The sequence below is a fragment of the Microbulbifer variabilis genome (assembly GCF_052467165.1).
This window is the reverse complement of sequence record NZ_CP174301.1, coordinates 367,372-386,190: the sequence shown is the minus strand read 5'-3', so window position 1 is coordinate 386,190 and position 18,819 is coordinate 367,372. Positions and strand designations below refer to the sequence as shown.

The window sequence follows — 18,819 nt, the reverse complement described above, 5'->3', positions numbered from 1 at the left end:
ACTCCTCCCATCACGAATACTGCGATGGAATGCCAGAGCTATACAACCTTCGAAACCGCAAAAGATGACGGAGTTCTGACCAATACCATTTAACATCCGCCAGAAAACACTCAAGGCCTAACGGTGATGAGACATCCAAAGTAATAGTTATATATATCTGGACTTAAAGAGAGTCTAGATTCCAACAAGTGACAGGGAAATTAAGCGGATCACCTAACGGCATGGCGTCTTATGTACCCCACGAATGGCCAAACTCAATCACGGCCCTAGAGATCATCAGACAAAGAAGAGAAGCCGACATAGAGGACCAAATCTGGCTAACAATAAAATTGAAGCTTATTTGAATTAATTGACCAAGCTTATCTCCTACTCTCTCAAAAACTCCATTTTAGCCTGCAAACATACCATTCATGTCTCCACTGAACTCCCCGGTAAAAACACATTACATAACAAGTATGTATTGGTAGATGGTCATTAATTAATCTTTATCCAATTGACCTAAAGAAATCACTATATTTAATAATATTGGCTGAACCGTGAATACAAAGATAAAAGAAATCCAAGGCAATACTTTTACAGGGTTTGATCGTGCAAATACCTGAACAGATTGAATACCTTCTCAGTCAGAGCTTCTCGCTATCGACTAATATCAAATCTAGAAAGATCCTTAAATATCTATATACGCTTCTGCTTGGTTTATTAGCTTTATCTGAACCAGTTGAGGCAGTGCCTTCAATGACAACACCAAACCACAGGTGAACATAAGGGCAAACATATAGTAGTGAAAACACTGTGTGCTAATACGCAATATTCGACGTTTTACTGGGTAAACCCCTATGCCCCCCCCCAATACCTATAGCAATACCCTAGGTAAGTAACTCTTTGGTAATAACTTCAAAGCTTAGGTAGGTCAGTATTTTTGTTCCCTGTAACACCAGAGTGTTCAAAGCTTTGGTGGCAAGCAGATTTTCCTTATCAATACCATAATTCAAAAAAAATGGATTTTTTACTGGCCCGATAGCCCCGATGATTCCGGATAAAAAGGCAGTAACAAGTCCCAGTATAAAAAAGTAAGGAAGGCGCATGGGAAACGAATACTTTGTCTTGCCCAAACGGTATTGAAAAACAGTAGACATTAGAAAGACTCCAACAAAAATTGAAGCCACAGGGGGTGCATCTGAGAACAGATATAGGCCCCAATTTTGGCCCCCAGAATGCTACCGGGCATGATCCAGCAGGCCACCTTCCAGTTGATATAGGACCAAAAAAACAAAGTCCTGAAGGGAGCAGCATCACGCTGCCAATTGTGGCAGTCGGTGCAACCAAGTAAGGACCCAGGAGAAAACCTACCATTGGTACTAGCAACATGGCCCCGCCACCGGCGGCCAGAGTACAGACATACCAGGATAGAGCGCCAAAAACCAGGATAGTTGCAGCTATCATTAGTTGGCAGCCTCAACCACTCAAAGCACCCTCCTGAAAGTATCCATCCAAAACCACAGCCAACAAATATAGACCAGAGAGGCAATCAGTAAACCGGTGGTCGCCAAAGCACCCCTCAATGCTGCTATCAGGGGGTGCTCAGAAAGTGTATACCGATTAAATAGAGAAGAATTGCTGGATGCCCACCAAAACACTTGTGGTGGCCACAGAGGCGAGAATTAGGCCCATCACCCGACTGACGATGCTGGCACCAGCATCACCAATAAAGCGATAAATCCAGTTAGCAGTCAGTAACAGTGCAATGACTACAGCGAGTACCGCCAGCATGGCCGATGCAGTGTTTAATTGGTGAAGTAAATCAAAGCGGTGATTATCAGTCAGCACTACTGCGGCAAGCATGGCCCCTGGCGAAGCAATGGACGGCACTGCCAGGGGAAATATGGCAGTCTCATGCCCTTCTTTGACGATTTCCTTTTCCCGCTCGGGCTTACCCTCACCAAAAATCATTGTGAGGGCAAATAGAAATAGCACTACACCACCTGCAACCTGGAATGCGGATAGAGGCACCCCAATGGCCTCCAGTAGAAACTGACCTGCGATCAGGAAGAACAGCAGAATACCAGCCGCCACCAGTACAGAAAGCCAGGCGATTTTACGTTTTTGCCACTCTGCATGGCGGGAAGTCACTGCAATGAATACCGGCAGGGTACCCACCGGGTCGATTACAGCAAAGAAAAAGACAAAACTACTGATCCAATCGTTCAATTGGTACTCCGGCGTGCCGTGCTACTATCCGCTTATTCCTTGCCGCGGGGAGACCGGCAAGCACCACAGCAATATTGCCCGGGCCATCCCCAATGCCATAGGGAATGGCCTCCGCGGTGGAAAAGCTTAACCTGAAACTCAGTAAAAAAGTCTAGTGCATGACCAATCACTCACCGACCGCCCGCCGCATCGCGAAGACCATCCTGAATGGTTTTGATGCGTATTTTGCAGACTACCAGAACATCACCCTGGGCGCCAAGGCGCGCTTTGAGACCGCCTCCTGGCAAGCCGCACACCAGGCCAATAAGGAGCGCATTGATCTATACAAGACCAAGGTCAATCAGGTGCTCAAGCTTGTACACTCCGTCACTAGCAAAGACACCAGCCAACTGGATCTATGGCGGGATGCACGCGCAACTTACGCCCAACTAATCGCCAGCCATAGCAATTACGAAATCGCGGAAACATTCTTTAACTCAGTGTTTTGTAGCCAGTTTAAACACGCCAATATCCACGATAGCAATATTTTCGTTAAACCTTCCCGCCCCCCGGAAGACAAGCCGCTGCGGGATTACAGTATCTATATCAGCTATAGCGGGCGCGCCGGCCTGGAAAACATGATTGAGGATATCCTCAAGGATTTCAGCTTTTCTGCGCCCTGGGAAAATATGCAGCGGGATATTGAAAATATCTGTAGGGCGCTACGTGGACGCCCCCTTGCAGACCTGGAAAATGAAAAATTGCTGCGCGTGGATATGCTGGAGTCAGTTTTCTACCGCAATAAGGCCGCCTATCTGGTTGGGCGCATGATATTCCATGGTGAGGTAGTCCCCCTGATCCTCCCCTGTCTGAACAACGGTCGAGGCAGTATCTTTGTAGACACCTTGCTGCACAGCAATGACTCCGCCAGCATTATCTTCAGTTTCACACGCTCCTATTTTATGGTGGATGCACCGATTCCTTCCCGCTTCGTGCGCTTTCTCTCTACCATTATGCCTCTAAAGGAAAAATCGGAACTGTATAACTCCATAGGCTTCCACAAGCATGGCAAAACGGAGTTTTATCGCCATATTCTCGCCCATATGAAAGTGAGTAATGACAAATTTGTGATTGCTCCTGGCATCAAGGGCATGGTGATGAGTGTATTTACGCTACCCTCTTATCCGGTGGTATTCAAAGTCATCAAGGACCGTTTTGATCGCCCCAAAACTGTCACCGAGAAAATTGTGAAGGAGAAGTATAAGTTTGTTTCCCGCTCAGACAGGGTCGGGCGTATGGCTGACACCCAGGAGTACACCAATTTTATTTTCTACCGTAACCGCTTTAGTAATGAATTACTGGAAGAGCTACAAAAACTCGCTCCCTCCAAGCTGCTGATCGATGACAAGTGGGTAATCATCAAGCATCTCTATGTAGAGCGGCGTATGGAGCCCCTTAACCTCTACCTGCAAAATGCCAATGAAGAGGAAACAAGAGAGGCTATGGAAGAATACGGCAATGCAATCAAGCAGCTGGCCGCTGCCAATATTTTTCCCGGCGATATGCTACTGAAGAACTTTGGAGTCACCCGTCATGGCCGTGTCGTCTTCTACGACTACGATGAACTTTGCCCTCTGACAGAGTGCAATTTCCGCAAGATCCCCGAAGCACAGACCGCAGAGCAGGAGCTGGCGGATAAGCCCTGGTATACGGTAGATGAGGCAGATGTTTTCCCCGAGGAATTCCGCCTATTTTTCTCTGGCAACCCTGTTGCTCGCGCAGCCTTTGAGAAGCAACACAGCGATCTTTACGATTACCGCTATTGGAGACGACTACAGGACCGTATTCGCGCTGGACATGTGGAGAGCGCCTTCCCTTACCGGCGCAAGTGGCGCTTCCACCGTCGAGCACCGGCTATCGCAAGGAAAAAGTAAGTGCTCAATCTGTGACTATATTGGTAGGAGGTATTTCCTATTAGAACAGGTGATAAGTGCGCATATTTGCATGGGCCACAACCCCAGTGGCCCTGGCTTTATTATTTGCCAAGGGCTGCGGTTACCTCCCCAGCGAAATGACCATTGCCGGGAAAGAAAAAGCGCCACCGCCCCACGCTCGCATCACAGGCAAACCCCAAGTGGTCAGCTGTGCCACCCCAGCCAGGGGGTTTCGCCCAATCGCTTTTGATTCGCTCTACACCTTTACAGGCGATGAACGCCAACCATTCCAAGAGAAAACCAGTATTCCGGCGCAATTTGATGTGGAAGCCTATGTATGGGGCAGTGAACGCTGTGCTCCTAGCGCCTTCTGCAAGCGCGGAGACTATTATTGGCTAATTGGTCGCGGGCCGGGAAATGAGTTCAATACCTGGGTGGTTACACCTCAATACCCGAGGATGATTATTCAATCTCCTTGTTACGAATGGCTTCGGATCGGACAGCGCTATCGCTTCTCTTTTAGCCGTGGGAAGCTGGTAGGATTCAGCCGAGACTAGGTGAGTGCTGATTACTGTGGGCGCTTTTTAAGGTAGCGATAAATAGCATCTTGAGAACGACACCCCTTACGATCACTATTGGCAATTCTGGTATTACTTTGCTTTGCATCCATAACCCGGGCCTTTTGATTGTCACTCCATTGCAGCTCCAGTATTTTCCGTACAGTCTCACGATGCTTACTATTGGTCAGGGGAAAAGTAACTTCCACTCGATGATCCAGGTTACGGGTCATCAAATCTGCCGAGGACAGCCACATAATCTCCTCACCACCGTTGTGGAATATATAGACACGCGCATGCTCCAAGAACTTATCCACCAAACTGATAACCTGGATATTGTTGGAGAGTCCCGCAGTTTCACATACTAACGAACACATACTGCGCACAATAATTCTAACCTGCACACCAGCAGCACTTGCCCTATAAAGCCGCTCTATCATCTGACTATCCACCAAGTTATTGCATTTTATGAACAACTCGGCCTGATCACCTCTTTGGGCAGCTTCGATTTCCCGATCTATTGCCCCCAGCAGGGCTGCGCGGTTGGTCAGTGGGGAAACCGCGATATGCTGGAATACCGGGCGACGTCGAGTACGCTGGATAAATTCGAAGACATTGTAAACATCCAGGCCCAGATCCTGGTTATTAGTTAACAAACTAAAATCACAATAAACTCGCGCGGTACTCTCATTAAAATTACCTGTTCCCAAATGACTGTAGAATTTATCCTTGCCCTCTTCCCGCCGAACAATAGAGATTAATTTGCAATGAACTTTTAATCCGGGAACGCCATAAATTACCTCCACTCCCGCATCGGATAACTCCTTGGACCAATGGATATTGGCTAGCTCATCGAATCTCGCACGCAACTCAACTACTGCAATCACCTTTTTATTATTGCGCACTGCGTTTATCAAAGCAGCAACCACCCGTGAGTTTTTTGCAACCCGATATAAATTGATACGAATTTCCCGCACCTGGGAATCTATAGCTGCAGAGGCCAGCAAATTGGTGATTACACGAAAATCATGATAAGGGTAATAATAAAGTCGGTCTGCACTGCGAATTTGTGCTAAAGCACCCCCATCACTCGGCAGCGTAGGCAGTGGCACCAACGGCTTGTAGGTATAACGCCCAGAGTCCGCTGGAAATTTCATCAGGTCTTTGGAGTTGTGGTAGCGGCCACCTGGTGTATAAGTATCGTAACGCCCCATCTTTAATTTTTTTTTCACCAAATCAAGGAGCACTTCGGGCATTTCTGCATCATAGGCAAGGCGTACTGGATCAGCACGTTTACGTCTCTTGAGTGATTTTTCTATACGATCTACAAGATTCTGGGTGATTTGCTCGCCCAGCTCCAGCTCGGCATCGCGGCTGATCTTGAACATGAATGCCTGCGCCGAGCGAATGGGCAACACTTGGCGAAACACCTCTACCAAACAGGCCCGTATAATATTGTCCAGAACGATATAAACCTTTTCCCGCTTACCTTCACGGGGTGGAATCACTACAAAACGGGATAGAGTATTAGTGGGAATTTCCATAGCGGCATAGCGCCGACTGCCATCTTTTAGGCGGAGGAAAATCGCAAAATAAATACTCGCCTCATTAAGTAGCGGCATAGTATCGCGGTCATCAATAAAGAAAGGCTCCAGCTCAGGCAACACTTCGCGATGAAAGTAATCCTCTACAAACTTACGCTGGCGCTCGCTGAGCTTATTCTCCCTAACCACATGGATGTTATGTTTATCGAGATCAGCCAGTACTTTGGCGTAAGCACGTGCATAGCGCCGCTGAAGACGTAACACTCGCTCGTTAATCTGCCCCAATAGTTTGGCAAAATGCCTCTTCTGTTGTTCACCAACGGCAAAGGCCGCGAGGCGACGTACATCCGCTACACGAACCCGGAAGAATTCATCGAGGTTATTGGAGAAGATCCCCAGGAAACGCACCCTCTCAATAACGGGTACTGTTTCATCTTCCACTTCCTGCAACACCCGCTCATTAAACGACAGCCAACTCAACTCTTTGGGGTATAGGGGCGTATCGTTAAACATCGACAATCTGCCAAACATCTCAGCCGCAAATGAATTTCCCCATCCCAGAGGGCTTGGAGTGAGCGTGTCCCAAGCAGTCAATTAAGAAGGCGCAGTAATAAGCGGAAACGAGGCACTACTGCAGAAAAGAGGATTTACACGCTTTTAGCCAATTTCAGGGGCGTATTCCCGCCAGATTGAAACAATCTAAGTGGGCACAGGGTTATACAGTTAATAGTAGAGCAGTTTGCCGTCTCAATTAACGCGGGTGCCAGGATGTCGATGCAATCACCAAGTGAACGCTACGCAGCGCTCGACCTGGGTTCTAACAGTTTCCACCTGTTATTGGCAGAATTTCGCGGTCAGCGCATGGTGCGCCTGCATACAGACCGTGCCATGGTGCGCCTGGCTGAGGGACTGGATGCCGAACGCAATCTGGATCCAGCGGTGTCGGAACGTGCATTGGCAGCTCTCAACCGTTTCCAACCCGTACTGGATAAACTACCGACCGATCATATTCGTGTGGTAGGCACCAACACCCTGCGCGCTGCAGCGGCCAACGCAGACGGTTTTCTCGAAGAGGCGGAATCCATCCTGGGGGTGCCAGTGGAAATCATCAGCGGCATTGAAGAGGCTCGCCTGATTTACTCAGGTGTAATGGCCGCCGCTGACGGTCCACCCCGGCTACGCTGCATAATCGACATCGGTGGCGGCTCCACCGAACTGGTGCGCGGTAGTGAGTCCCCAGAGCAATTGCAAAGCCTGTACATGGGTTGTGTTTCCTACAGCAAGCGCTACTTCGCCGATGGCATTATTAGCAGGCAGACCATCAATCATTTCAAGCACGCTCAGCGCGCTGCACGTGCGGAGCTTCAGGAACTCCAGCACATGGCCACCGAAGCTGAAGTAGTAGGCTGCTCAGGTACCATCAAGGCGGTATCTCGAGTACTGAACGGTGGCGAAGTAGAGGATATCAGGCGCGAGGATATTGATCGCCTGGCGCAAGAGGTGGCCCAAGCCGAGCATATCGCCGATTTGAATTTGCCCTATCTCGATGAGGAGCGCCGCCCTGTATTCGCTGCGGGCCTGGCAATTTTGCACGCTATTTTTTGCGAGCTGGATATCCAGCGCATGGAGGTCTCACCTTACGCAATACGCGAAGGCATAGTGCACGACCTGGCTGGCCGCCTGCATGGAGGGGACAGGCGCGCGGATACAGTGGCCTGGGTAATGCAGCGCTGGCAGATAGATGCCAACCAGGCTCGCCGCGTAAGTGATACTGCCCTTAAGCTATTACAGCAACTGCGTCCCGGATATCCGCCGGAAGGACGCCAGCGATTGCGCTGGGCCATACAACTCCATGAAGTTGGTTTGGCCCTGACGCACAGCAGCTTTCGCAAGCTCGGCGCTTTTATGATCAAACACGCTGATCTGGCCGGGTTTTCCAAGGGTGAACAGGAGCACTTGTCCTATCTCGTGCGCAACCAGCGCGGACGAATAAAGCACCCCAAAGAACACTACGGCTTCCACCCCAGCCCCGACCTGCTTCTGTGTCTGCGCCTGGGCTGTATCATTCACCGCGATCGCACCGAACGCACATTGCAAGGAATCAACCTGGCCGACCAGGGAGATGCCTACCGCTTGCAAATTGAACGTGAGTGGCTGGATAGCAGCCCGGCTATTGAGGAGCTGCTCTACCAGGAAGAACAGCATTGGCAATCACAGACACGCCCATTGCGCCTACTTGCGGTATAGACACCACTGTGAATTGTTATCGATACCGGTAACATGCCCGTTAATATCAATTTTTATCCTAAGCCCAGAATCTATGAAGCTCAGCGAAGTTACCCTCAGCCACCACTATGCAGATCTGGGCGACGCCTTCGGCACGCGAATAGATCCCACCCCCTTCGATCACCCCCAGTTGATCGACACCAATCCAAAAGTCATGCAGCTACTCGGTATCGATGCATCTGAGATAGAAAATGCCGCATGGGCGCAACTGGGCTGTGGCGCCAAACTATTTCATGGCAGCCGCCCCTTTGCCATGAAGTACACAGGTCATCAGTTTGGGGTCTACAACCCGGACCTGGGTGACGGCCGCGCATTGCTGCTGGGAGAAATCGAAAATGCCGGACGGTGTTGGGAGCTGCACCTTAAAGGTGCCGGCAAAACCCCCTACTCCCGTTTTGGCGATGGCCGCGCGGTATTGCGCTCCACTATTCGCGAGTACCTCGCCGGTGAGGCCTTAAGCGGCCTGGGTATTCGATCCACCCGTGCACTATGTATTGTTGGCAGCGACGAACCGGTAACCCGTGAACAGATTGAAAATGGCGCCATGCTGATCCGAGTGGCCGAGAGCCACGTGCGCTTCGGCCACTTCGAATACCTGTTTTACACTAAACAACTACAAGCCCTGCAACAGCTCATCAGTGAAATCTGCCAGCGCTTTGTGCCAAATTCACAAGGGCTCGGTGTCCGCGAGCAGGCTGAGGCGATGCTGCGATTTACCACTATGCGCAGCGCCGAACTGGTAGCTGGTTGGCAGGCAGAGGGCTTTGCCCACGGAGTGCTCAATACCGACAATATGTCGATTATCGGCGATACCTTTGATTTCGGCCCCTATGCCTTCCTTGACGACTACGACCCCACGTTTATTTGTAATCACTCAGATCACACAGGCCGCTACGCCTTCGAACAGCAGCCGGGTGTCGTATTGTGGAATTTAAACGCGCTCGCCCACGCCCTGTCCGGATTTGTTGACGTGGAAACATTGCGTGATTGTTTGGAGCAGTTTCAGCCCCAGGTCACCCGCACCTATGCTGCACGTATGCGCGCCAAGCTTGGGCTCACCACAGAAGAGGATGGCGATCCAGCACTCTGTGCAGATCTACTAAAACTGTTACAACAGGGTGAGGCGGACTATGCCCGTTTCTTCCGCGCATTGGCACACTATCGCGGCGAACGCCCAGCAGCTGGGTTATGTGAATGTATCGCAGCAGTTAAACACGATGCGCTGGATCAATGGCTGGGGCATTACGATCGACGCCTGTCACGTGAGAATAGTAATTCCCGCACGCGCAACCGCGCCATGTTAGCAGTAAACCCCAAATATATTCTGCGTAACTATTTGGCACAGAAAGTCATCGAGGCAGCCGGACAAGGTGATTATTATCCCCTGCGTACTTTGCGCAATTTGCTGCAATCACCGTTCGAGGAACACCCGGAGCATGAGGCCTGGTCTGCCAGACCACCTGAATCCGGCAAGCGTATCCCCCTAAGCTGCTCCTCATAAAGCGGCAAAACTGGTACGAAAATCAGATAAAAAGCGTTTAAATGCGGCTAACTGCCGGATATATGCGGCTAATTTTTGCCCGATGGTGACTATCCTCCTGCCGCCAACGATGACTTCATGTAAGATCTGGGTCACCACTTAACAGAGGAACTCCTACAGATGATCAAAAACCTGCTCCTGGCCGCTTTCGGCCTGATGTTCGCCCTGCAGGCCAGTGCCGCAGATGTTGTAGGCAAGTGGCGCACTGTCGACGATGAAACCGGCCAGCCCAAGTCCATCGTGGAAATCTACGAAAAGGATGGAAAGTACTACGGGAAAATTGACCAGTTGCTGATGAAACCCAATGACACCGTCTGCGAGAACTGCCCCGGTGATCTGAAGGGTAAACCTCTCGTTGGCATGGATGTGATCACCGGCATGGCGAAGAAAGGTGATAAATACGAAGGCGGAGAAATTATGGACCCGGTCACAGGCAAGGTATACGACTGCAAGTTCTGGCTGGAGAACGACGATACCCTGAAGGTGCGCGGTTACCTTGGTTTCTTCTACCGCACCCAGACCTGGCACAGAGTTCAGTAATTAAATATTAAGAAGGCCCATCTCGCGGGCCTTCTTAATATCTGTTCTGGCAAGGGAAGCCCTTCCCCTGCAAACTTTTCGTTTTTACAGGACCACCCTGCCACTCTCATCGGTTGAGGCTCGGGCCGAAACCACCTTGGCATCCTCGCTGGTGTCGATACGCACCTTTGCACTCATACCGGCCCGTAACTGCGGCGCATCCTTTAGAGGATAGAGACGCAAGCGCACCGGCACTCTCTGTACTACTTTCTTCCAATTGCCGCTAGCATTCTGGGGAGGCGTCAGGGCAAACTCGCTACCACTAGCCGGGCTCATACTGTCCACCTGGGCCTGCCATTCGAAATCAGGATAAGCGTCGAGCGTCACCTCTGCCTGCTGACCGGTACGTACCTTGGCTAGCTCAGTTTCCTTAAGATTGGCTTCCACCCAAAGACCGCTAGACCCAATCATATTGAGCAAGTTAAGTCCGGCAGTGGCCATCTCCCCAACCTGGGGCACGGTATTGGCGATGGTGCCATCTACTGGCGCAATAATACGCGTACGAGACAGTTGATAGTTGGCCTTATCCAACTGTGCCTGGGCCACTTTGAGATCCGCCTGATCTTCCAAAGCAGAACCAGGATCGCCTCCCAGCTCTGCCCGCAGGCTGGACAGTTTTTCTGCATTGATAGTGATCTGTGCCCGAGCCCGCTCCAATTGCTGGCGCGCACTATCCAGCTCCGCTTCAGAAAAAGCCACTTTGCCTAGCTTTTCGTTGCGCTCCAGTTGGCGCCGGTAAAAATCTGCATCTTTGCGCGCCTGCTGTAAGGCGGCATCGGCCTCCGCATATTCGGCACGGCGGGCCAGCAAGTCATTGCGCACCTGTGACAAACGGGCTTCTGCCTCGGTGACCGCCAACTCAAAGGCTGTGCGGTCGATCTGAATTAACAGCTGGCCCTTGCTCACCACTTGGTTGGCACTCACCAGTACCTTGGTGACCACACCGCTGACTTCTGGTGCCAGGGAGACTTTATCCGCCTTCACATAGGCATTCTCTGTCTCGACGATATCGCCACTGCCAAACAGGCTCCAGCCAACCGCCAGCGCAGCAAGCACCAGAACCAGTATGAGCCCCAGTTTGCGCTGTGTGGTTCGATCCAGGTTTAGATTCAGCTTGTCAGTCAAATTCAATCTCTTCGCGTGTCAGGTTTTTGCGCAATCGCTCCAACAACATTTGCAGCTGTATTACTTCCTCCGGGGAAAAACCATCCAGGGCTTGGGCGCGAGTCTCTTTTTCGAGCCCATCCAACAAAGCCATGGCCGGTTCCGCCTGCCCGGTCAGGTAAATACGAAAGCAGCGTCTGTCCTGCGGGTCAGGGCGCCGCTCTACCAGCCCTTCCCGCTGCAGGTTATCGAGTTGGCGCGCCAGGCTAATCGGCGCCATATCAAGGCACTCAGCCAATTCTGCCTGCTTCTGCCCCTGTTGTCGCACCAGATGCCACAGCACCTGCCAACGGGAGCCGCTGAGACTATGACCCCTGGCTCGGCGGTCAAAGTTGCGCCGCAGTAAACGCGCCGCGCTGTGTAGCTCCAGGCTCACCCCAGTCGCAATATCCTCGCCCTGCGTATCTTTCCCTGACATGCCTAAGACTCCCTTTTTGAGGGCGCTCATTATAAGCCTGCTTATTATTTCATCAATGTATCAGTTATCAATACGGGATTAGCAATAAAAAAGGCGGTCAGAATGACCGCCTTTGCCAGCACAGGTGGACTTCAGCTTACTTTTCCAATACCTCAATCCGATCGACCTTCTGGAATCCCCGTGGCAGCTTATTACCACGGCGACCGCGCTCGCCGCGGTAATGATCCATCTCTGCGATCTTAATCTTGGTATGACGCTTTCCAGCGTGGACAACCAGCTGGCTCTTACCCTCCAGCACGGCAACACCCACCACAACTTCCTCACGGCTCGCTGCGCGGGCCGAGGTGATATTGATAATCTTATTACCCTTGCCCTTCGCCAACTCAGGCAATTCGGTGACAGGGAATACCAGCATACGTCCTTCCGAGGTTACTGCCGCCAGCAGGGCCTCCTGTGGATTTTCCAGTAAATGAGGTGGCAGCACCTGCGCGCCCTTGGGCAGGGTCAGCATGGCCTTGCCAGCCTTATTGCGCGACTGCAGATCCGAGAGCTTGGCAATAAAGCCATAGCCGGCATCGGAGGCCAGTAAAACCCGTTGTTCGTCCGGCCCCATGAGCAGCCCCTCAAAGGTGGCACCGGAGGGTGGATTGATTCGCCCGCTCAGCGGCTCGCCCTGCCCTCGCGCCGACGGTAGAGTATGGGAGGCAATGGAATAGCTGCGCCCTGTGCTATCAAGTAACAGCGCCGGCTGGTTGCTCTTGCCTCGTGCGGCGAAGCCGAGACTATCCCCCGCCTTGTAACTCAATGCCGCCGCATCAATTTCATGGCCCTTGGCCGCGCGAATCCAACCCTTTTCGGAAACCACAACAGTGATGGGATCGGAAGACAGTAACTCCGCTTCGCTAAACGCTTTGGACTCTTCACGGGCAACGATGGGGGAACGACGCTCATCACCAAATTCTTTGGCCGCCGCCAATAGCTCTTTCTTGATCAGCGTCTTCAGGCGACGTTCGCTATCCAGAGTTTTAGTTAGAGTATCACGCTCTTTCTCCAGCTCAGCCTGCTCACCACGAATTTTCATCTCTTCCAGACGCGCCAACTGGCGCAGCTTGGTGTCGAGAATGTAGTCTGCCTGGATATCCGTGAGCTCGAAACTCTCCATCAACTCCTGTTTGGGTTCATCGCTGGTGCGGATAATTTCGATCACCTCATCGAGATTGAGGAAGGCGATCAACTGCCCGGCAAGCAGGTGCAGGCGTTTCTCAACTTTGTCCAGGCGGAACTGTAGGCGGCGGCGGGTGGTAGTTGCCCGGAAAGTCAACCACTCTCGCAGGATCTTATCGAGGGACTTCACCTGGGGGCGGCCATCGATACCGATCATATTCATATTGACGCGGTAGTTGCGCTCAAGATCGGTGGTGGCGAACAGGTGGTTCATCACCGATTCCATATCCACCCGGTTGGATTTCGGCACAATTATCAGGCGCGTGGGATTTTCGTGATCCGACTCATCGCGAAGGTCATTCACCATAGGCAGCTTCTTCGCCTGCATCTGCTGGGCAATCTGCTCCAGCACCTTGGCACCACTCACCTGGTGGGGCAGCGCGGTAATCACGATATCGCCGTCTTCCTTGCTCCATAGGGCGCGCATCTTGATAGAGCCGCGACCGGAAGTGTAAATCTTACGAATATCATCGCGCGGCGTAATTATCTCTGCTTCAGTGGGCATATCCGGGCCGAGAATATGCTCACACAGCTCTTCTACTGTGGACTTGGGGTTTTCCAGCAGCGCCACAGTCGCGTTGACCACTTCGCGCAAGTTGTGCGGCGGAATATCTGTAGCCATACCCACGGCAATACCGGTGGTGCCGTTCAATAGAATATTGGGCACCCGTGCCGGAAGAACACAGGGTTCATCCATGGTGCCGTCAAAGTTCGGCTGCCAATCGACAGTGCCCTGCCCCAATTCCGACAACAGTACTTCCGAATATTTACCCATGCGCGACTCGGTGTAACGCATGGCGGCAAAGGACTTGGGATCATCCGGCGAACCCCAGTTGCCCTGACCGTCGATCAATGGATAGCGGTAACTGAACGGCTGTGCCATTAACACCATTGCCTCATACACGGCACTATCACCGTGGGGATGGTACTTACCGATCACATCGCCGACCGTACGCGCGGACTTCTTATACTTGGCGGTATTCTTCAGGCCCAGCTCGCTCATGGCATAGACGATACGCCGCTGCACCGGCTTTAGGCCGTCTCCGATATTCGGAAGGGCGCGATCCAGGATCACATACATGGAGTAATCCAGATACGCCTTCTCGGTGTACTCCTTTAACGGCAGGCGCTCTGTGGCCTCATAGACAGAGGTGTCGGTCATACAGCACTCGTTATTCGATTCGGAAGGAGCGGATTATGGCGGACTGGGGCGGGAGGTTCAAAGGGAAGCAATGAGTGTTAAAAAGATATATCGCGGAACTGGAGTAGGAGTAGGAGTAGGAGTAGGAGTAGGAGTAGGAGTAGGAGTAGGAGTAGGAACTAGCTTCCACTTCTCAGCTAACCTAGCAAAGCAGTACAAACCACTGAGTCAAATTCACACGACAGGTGTATAAGCATTTTAGAATACTGGCAGGAAACTAAAACCACTAACTACAAAGTAGTTAGCAAGTAACCCCTGATATGCCTCAACTAAAATTAGAGACACTGAGTATCGGCTCACTTGAAAAAATAGCGCTGGATGTACCGCCGGGAGAAGTCATCTGCCTATCCGGCTCCTCCGGCTCCGGTAAAAGCCGCCTACTCAGAGCTGTGGCTGATATAGAGCCCCATAATGGCAAGATATCTCTTGATGACAAAGAACAGAATAAAATACCTGGCCACCAGTGGCGTCGCCAAGTCATGCTGGTACCGGCACAGAGTGCCTGGTGGTATGAGACTGTCGGTGAACACTTTAATAAACCGATGGACGAAGCCTTAAAGGTATTCGGGTTTCCCGCAGAGGCCACAGGGTGGCAGGTGAGCCGGCTCTCTTCGGGAGAAAAGCAGCGCTTGGCGCTTATTCGCGCTCTCTCCTATGAACCAAGTGCGCTTTTACTGGATGAGCCCACTGCCAATCTGGATGCAGAAACCACGAATAAAGTAGAAAAGTGGCTGCTTGCTAAGATTCAAAAACATCAATACCCGGTAATCTGGGTGGCCCACAGTAAAGAACAGATACAGCGAGTGGGCAGCAGGCATTTTGAGATTCAGGGAAGCCATCTTGTGGAGCGGGAGATATCACAATGAGTGTGATCGACCTGACCTGGTGGCAGTTATCGCTGGCTGCGGCGCTGGTGGTTGCCCTGGCAATTTGCACCCATATCGCACGATTACAGCTCGGCAAGCCACTGATTGTCGCGGCAGTACGCACTGCAGTTCAATTGGCGCTTGTCGGAGTCATACTGGAAGCCCTGTTCGCTGTTGGCACCCTGTTATGGGTCAGCCTGCTGGGATTGGCAATGTTATTGTTTGCCGGGCAACAAGTCGTCTCACGGCAAAAATATCGCCTGCGTGGAGGCTGGAGTTTTGCCATTGGCACTTTATCCATGCTGGTTTCCGCATTTAGCGTCACAATACTGAGTCTAGTGGTGCTAATCGGTCCTCAGCCCTGGTACCAACCTCAATACTCTATTCCCCTCCTGGGAATGCTTCTTGGGAATACCATGACCGGCGTTGCCCTGGGCCTGGATCGACTAACAGAAAGTATGCGGCGCTCAAGCGATATTATTGAAAATCGCCTAATGCTGGGAGAAACCTGGCGGCAAGCCAGTATTGAATTTCGCAGAGACGCAATGCGCGCGGGATTAATGCCAACAATCAATTCGATGGCTGCAGCCGGCATTGTATTTCTGCCAGGTATGATGACTGGGCAGATACTAGCTGGTACATCCCCCACAGTCGCAGTGAAATATCAAATTTTGATTATGTTTACTATTGCTGCTGGTACAGGGTTTGGTACTTTTGTCTCTGTTGGTATGTGTGCGAAACATCTCTTTGATCAGAGAGAGAGGTTATGTATAGATAGATTAAAGGAGTTAAAATCACCTTGATTTAATCTAAGTTACTCAATAGCAGCGCAAGTGTTACAAGACAAATTAAAATACCTTTATTTAGAGTATTAATTGAGTCTGAATTATTATCAAAATATTAAAGCCCCTTTAAAGGTAACCTTCTGGAAAGGTAATTTTCTGGAAAGGTAACCTTCTGGGTATTACTGATTGCTGTGAGCTGAGAATCCCCGACAATATCCCAAGACATACATTCCAAGAATTAAATTCGCCCACGACTTCGATATTTCCATCTTTATTCATAATATCAAAGCCAGGAGTTGCTTCCCGAAATACAGTGGCACCACCATAGGTCAATTCAGCAAGGGGCTTAAACTCACCACTAATATTGTAAGAAATAGGAAAACCAAATTCGACACTTTCAATTTTACCCCAATAGGCTCCCCCAGCTGCAATACAAGCAGAGTCAGTACCCCAACCCCAAAAAACTGGAGCATTGAATAGACTACCTGAGGCTGGTTCCTTGACTGTGCTAAATTCAATAGCCATATAGGTTTCGGGCCCAAATATGCGTGATAAAAGAAGCAGTTTCTCTTGAAATGCCTCTAATGCACTTATGCGAAGACCAATCCGTTTCTCAAGGTCAGGATGTAAATAAGTCTGCTCGATGCCATTAACTCGATCGAGGTAACCAAAAACATCCGTCTTAATAGGAAAGGTATCGGTATACTTGTCTGAAAAATTAGTACCTGAGTCAACTAGCTGTAGTTTCCCATGGAATTCCAGCAACCCATCGGGAGTACACAAATGAAAAAAGACTGGAAAAGGCGTTAACGCTGGCAAACAGCCAGCGTTTTCAAATTAATCACGTAGCTTTTTATGGCCGACCTAAAAATAAAACTAGAGCGGCTATAATCAAACCAACTAACAAAATCCAAACCCCTCTCAACATCAAGGAGCGTGCATATTCTGCCTCTTTATAGCGCAGCGCATAGGGAATACCAGTGATTGGACCCAAGAAAATGGTAATGATACCCCAAACCCAATGCTTGTTACCCAATGCTGTAAGGGCTGCCATTAGTCCCCCAAACCAGCATAAGGTAACACCGATCACACACACCACAAGTGCAATGATTGACCACCACTGGTTGGCCAGGAAAATTTCTACAATTTGAGTTTCTGTCATGGTGACCTATTACTCCCTATTACTACTCGGTCATTAGAATACCTGCTCCCCGGTTGACAACTCTCTGATTATCCATCCAAGCCAGGGAAAGATACCCCCAGTAAGGCGGCACCTATGAATGGCATATAATAACCTTTAAGCGGAGCAAATAGTCTCCTTAAATAAAAACAAGAAAGTTGGCGAGCACTTACTCTCCTGAAAACTCAGTCACAAGCTCTAGTCCCGTGATATTCCTGGTCTCATTGGCAAAAGCATAATATTCCGGCTTTTCATCGATAAAGATCTGATGAGTCATTTTTACTTCTTTAGGTAGATTTAAAATTCCCGCTGGTATTGAATACTGCTGGGTTTCTTTTAAACGGTAAAAAAGATGAGATCCACATTTGGAGCAAAAGCCACGCTCTGCCCAGTCTGAGGAGTCAAATACGGAAATATGCTCCTCTCCAGAGATCTCAACATTGGTTTGGCAGTCCACCGCCAACAAAGGACCACCACCCCACTTTTTACACATTCCGCAGTGGCAGACACCCAAATTTGATGATGGTAACGAGGCCTTAAGGGTAACAGAACCACACAGACAACTTCCTTGTACTTGATTAGTACCGCTCATATTACATCCCCTCTGTAATGAACAACTTTATTATCAGTGTCAGTATTTGCCAGCAAACACTGTCATCAAAAGAAAACTACACGCTTGGAGGGAATCACACAAGGGTTCCGATGAATACTTCTGGACTAAAGATCACACTAAGATCTCTATAAGTTCTCATTTATGAGACTTGGTTCTAACCAAAGTTAGTTATATCTTCCAGCGAGCTTCATAAATTATGAGTCACTTTTCCTATCTTAGACCTGAAGCCTCCCCCCAGGAAATATTCAGTCACTTACATGGTGCAGGACCATCAATATTAAAAACATTTGAAGCAGCAATGAGAAGCCCCTCAGAACTATCTCGTGGAGAACGTGAATTAATAGCAGTATTTATTTCCTCCTTGAATGGATGTCGATACTGCTATCTATCCCATGCAGAAGTCGCACGCGAATATGGAGAGGCAGATGAACTTATAGAAGCTGCGCTTTCAGGTGTTATCACTCAGTTTCCCCAAAAGCTGCAAATAATTTTTAGTTTCGCTGCGAAAGTGGCTGAAAATGCTCATTCGATTTCGAAAGAAGATATTGCAGATGCTATTAGTGCTGGATGGAAGGAGCAAACAATATTAGATGTTGTCTTCGTCGTATCCTGCTTTTCTCTAGTTAATCGCTTAGTATCCGCCGCAGGTATAGAACCCTTATCACAGCAAGGTAATATAGAGGCAGGTAAATTTATTGCGCAACAAGGCTACTATCAAGATAACAAGTCAAAGTAATTTTA

18 protein-coding genes are annotated in these 18,819 nt (G+C 50.0%); 8 read left to right on the top strand and 10 right to left on the bottom strand.

Annotated features, from left to right (window positions below):
* Positions 1–866: 866 nt before the first annotated feature.
* Positions 867–1,187, bottom strand: a complete 321-nt coding sequence (locus ACJJIP_RS01715; protein ID WP_475113934.1) for a hypothetical protein — start codon at positions 1,185–1,187, stop codon at positions 867–869.
* 412 nt (positions 1,188–1,599) lie between these two features.
* Positions 1,600–2,208 (bottom strand): MarC family protein, encoded by a 609-nt coding sequence (locus ACJJIP_RS01710; RefSeq protein ID WP_020414444.1) that lies wholly within the window; start codon positions 2,206–2,208, stop codon positions 1,600–1,602.
* Positions 2,209–2,366: 158 nt separating this feature from the next.
* Here ACJJIP_RS01710 and aceK point away from each other — a divergent pair, with 158 nt between their 5' ends.
* Positions 2,367–4,121 (top strand): bifunctional isocitrate dehydrogenase kinase/phosphatase, encoded by a 1,755-nt coding sequence (gene aceK, locus ACJJIP_RS01705; RefSeq protein ID WP_444946102.1) that lies wholly within the window; start codon positions 2,367–2,369, stop codon positions 4,119–4,121.
* Positions 4,122–4,177: 56 nt separating this feature from the next.
* Positions 4,178–4,678: a hypothetical protein gene (locus tag ACJJIP_RS01700; protein ID WP_444946101.1), complete on the top strand. Its 501-nt coding sequence runs from the start codon at positions 4,178–4,180 to the stop codon at positions 4,676–4,678.
* An 11-nt stretch (positions 4,679–4,689) separates the two neighbouring features.
* Here ACJJIP_RS01700 and ppk1 read toward each other — a convergent pair whose 3' ends face one another.
* The gene (gene ppk1, locus ACJJIP_RS01695; RefSeq protein ID WP_444946100.1) at positions 4,690–6,735 is read right to left on the bottom strand and encodes a polyphosphate kinase 1; all 2,046 of its coding nucleotides are present in this window, start codon (positions 6,733–6,735) and stop codon (positions 4,690–4,692) included.
* Positions 6,736–6,996: 261 nt separating this feature from the next.
* Between ppk1 and ACJJIP_RS01690 the strand changes: the two genes are divergently transcribed.
* Positions 6,997–8,469, top strand: coding sequence for a Ppx/GppA phosphatase family protein (locus tag ACJJIP_RS01690; protein WP_020414440.1), 1,473 nt, complete (start codon positions 6,997–6,999; stop codon positions 8,467–8,469).
* 73 nt (positions 8,470–8,542) lie between these two features.
* Complete coding sequence (locus tag ACJJIP_RS01685; protein WP_020414439.1) at positions 8,543–10,009, top strand: protein adenylyltransferase SelO; 1,467 nt, start codon at positions 8,543–8,545, stop codon at positions 10,007–10,009.
* On the opposite strand, the gene ACJJIP_RS01680 is transcribed toward ACJJIP_RS01685, so the two are convergent.
* Positions 10,004–10,147 (bottom strand): hypothetical protein, encoded by a 144-nt coding sequence (locus ACJJIP_RS01680; RefSeq protein WP_157533595.1) that lies wholly within the window; start codon positions 10,145–10,147, stop codon positions 10,004–10,006. The two genes, ACJJIP_RS01685 and ACJJIP_RS01680, sit on opposite strands and share 6 nt — an antisense overlap.
* Positions 10,148–10,168: 21 nt before the next feature.
* On the opposite strand from ACJJIP_RS01680, the gene ACJJIP_RS01675 reads away from it, so the two are divergent.
* Positions 10,169–10,588, top strand: a complete 420-nt coding sequence (locus tag ACJJIP_RS01675) for a DUF2147 domain-containing protein (RefSeq protein ID WP_020414438.1) — start codon at positions 10,169–10,171, stop codon at positions 10,586–10,588.
* An 84-nt stretch (positions 10,589–10,672) separates the two neighbouring features.
* Here the strand turns inward: ACJJIP_RS01675 and ACJJIP_RS01670 are convergent, their stop codons facing one another.
* The 3 genes from ACJJIP_RS01670 to parC all read right to left on the bottom strand — a co-directional run bounded on the left by ACJJIP_RS01670 (position 10,673) and on the right by parC (position 14,595).
* Positions 10,673–11,752, bottom strand: coding sequence for an HlyD family secretion protein (locus ACJJIP_RS01670; RefSeq protein ID WP_282952367.1), 1,080 nt, complete (start codon positions 11,750–11,752; stop codon positions 10,673–10,675).
* A complete protein-coding gene (locus ACJJIP_RS01665; protein ID WP_444946099.1) occupies positions 11,745–12,209 on the bottom strand; it encodes a MarR family winged helix-turn-helix transcriptional regulator in 465 nt (154 codons plus the stop codon). Before ACJJIP_RS01665 ends, ACJJIP_RS01670 begins: the two co-directional genes overlap by 8 nt.
* 136 nt (positions 12,210–12,345) lie before the next feature.
* Entirely contained in the window at positions 12,346–14,595 is a 2,250-nt protein-coding gene (gene parC / locus ACJJIP_RS01660) for a DNA topoisomerase IV subunit A (RefSeq protein ID WP_020414435.1), read from the bottom strand.
* 299 nt (positions 14,596–14,894) lie between these two features.
* On the opposite strand from parC, the gene ACJJIP_RS01655 reads away from it, so the two are divergent.
* Both ACJJIP_RS01655 and ACJJIP_RS01650 read left to right on the top strand, forming a co-directional pair.
* Positions 14,895–15,500 (top strand): ABC transporter ATP-binding protein, encoded by a 606-nt coding sequence (locus ACJJIP_RS01655; protein WP_353375610.1) that lies wholly within the window; start codon positions 14,895–14,897, stop codon positions 15,498–15,500.
* Positions 15,497–16,303, top strand: a complete 807-nt coding sequence (locus ACJJIP_RS01650) for an ABC transporter permease (protein WP_020414433.1) — start codon at positions 15,497–15,499, stop codon at positions 16,301–16,303. The genes ACJJIP_RS01655 and ACJJIP_RS01650 overlap by 4 nt, the downstream gene beginning before the upstream one ends.
* A gap of 108 nt (positions 16,304–16,411) precedes the next feature.
* Here ACJJIP_RS01650 and ACJJIP_RS01645 read toward each other — a convergent pair whose 3' ends face one another.
* From ACJJIP_RS01645 to ACJJIP_RS01635, 3 genes are all read right to left on the bottom strand, one after another.
* Positions 16,412–17,104, bottom strand: a complete 693-nt coding sequence (locus tag ACJJIP_RS01645; protein ID WP_444946098.1) for a hypothetical protein — start codon at positions 17,102–17,104, stop codon at positions 16,412–16,414.
* A gap of 34 nt (positions 17,105–17,138) precedes the next feature.
* Positions 17,139–17,447 (bottom strand): hypothetical protein, encoded by a 309-nt coding sequence (locus tag ACJJIP_RS01640; protein WP_282952365.1) that lies wholly within the window; start codon positions 17,445–17,447, stop codon positions 17,139–17,141.
* Positions 17,448–17,634: 187 nt separating this feature from the next.
* Positions 17,635–18,057, bottom strand: coding sequence for a GFA family protein (locus ACJJIP_RS01635; RefSeq protein ID WP_282952364.1), 423 nt, complete (start codon positions 18,055–18,057; stop codon positions 17,635–17,637).
* Between the two features lie 217 nt (positions 18,058–18,274).
* Between ACJJIP_RS01635 and ACJJIP_RS01630 the strand changes: the two genes are divergently transcribed.
* Positions 18,275–18,814, top strand: coding sequence for a carboxymuconolactone decarboxylase family protein (locus ACJJIP_RS01630; RefSeq protein ID WP_353375607.1), 540 nt, complete (start codon positions 18,275–18,277; stop codon positions 18,812–18,814).
* Positions 18,815–18,819 lie beyond the last annotated feature (5 nt).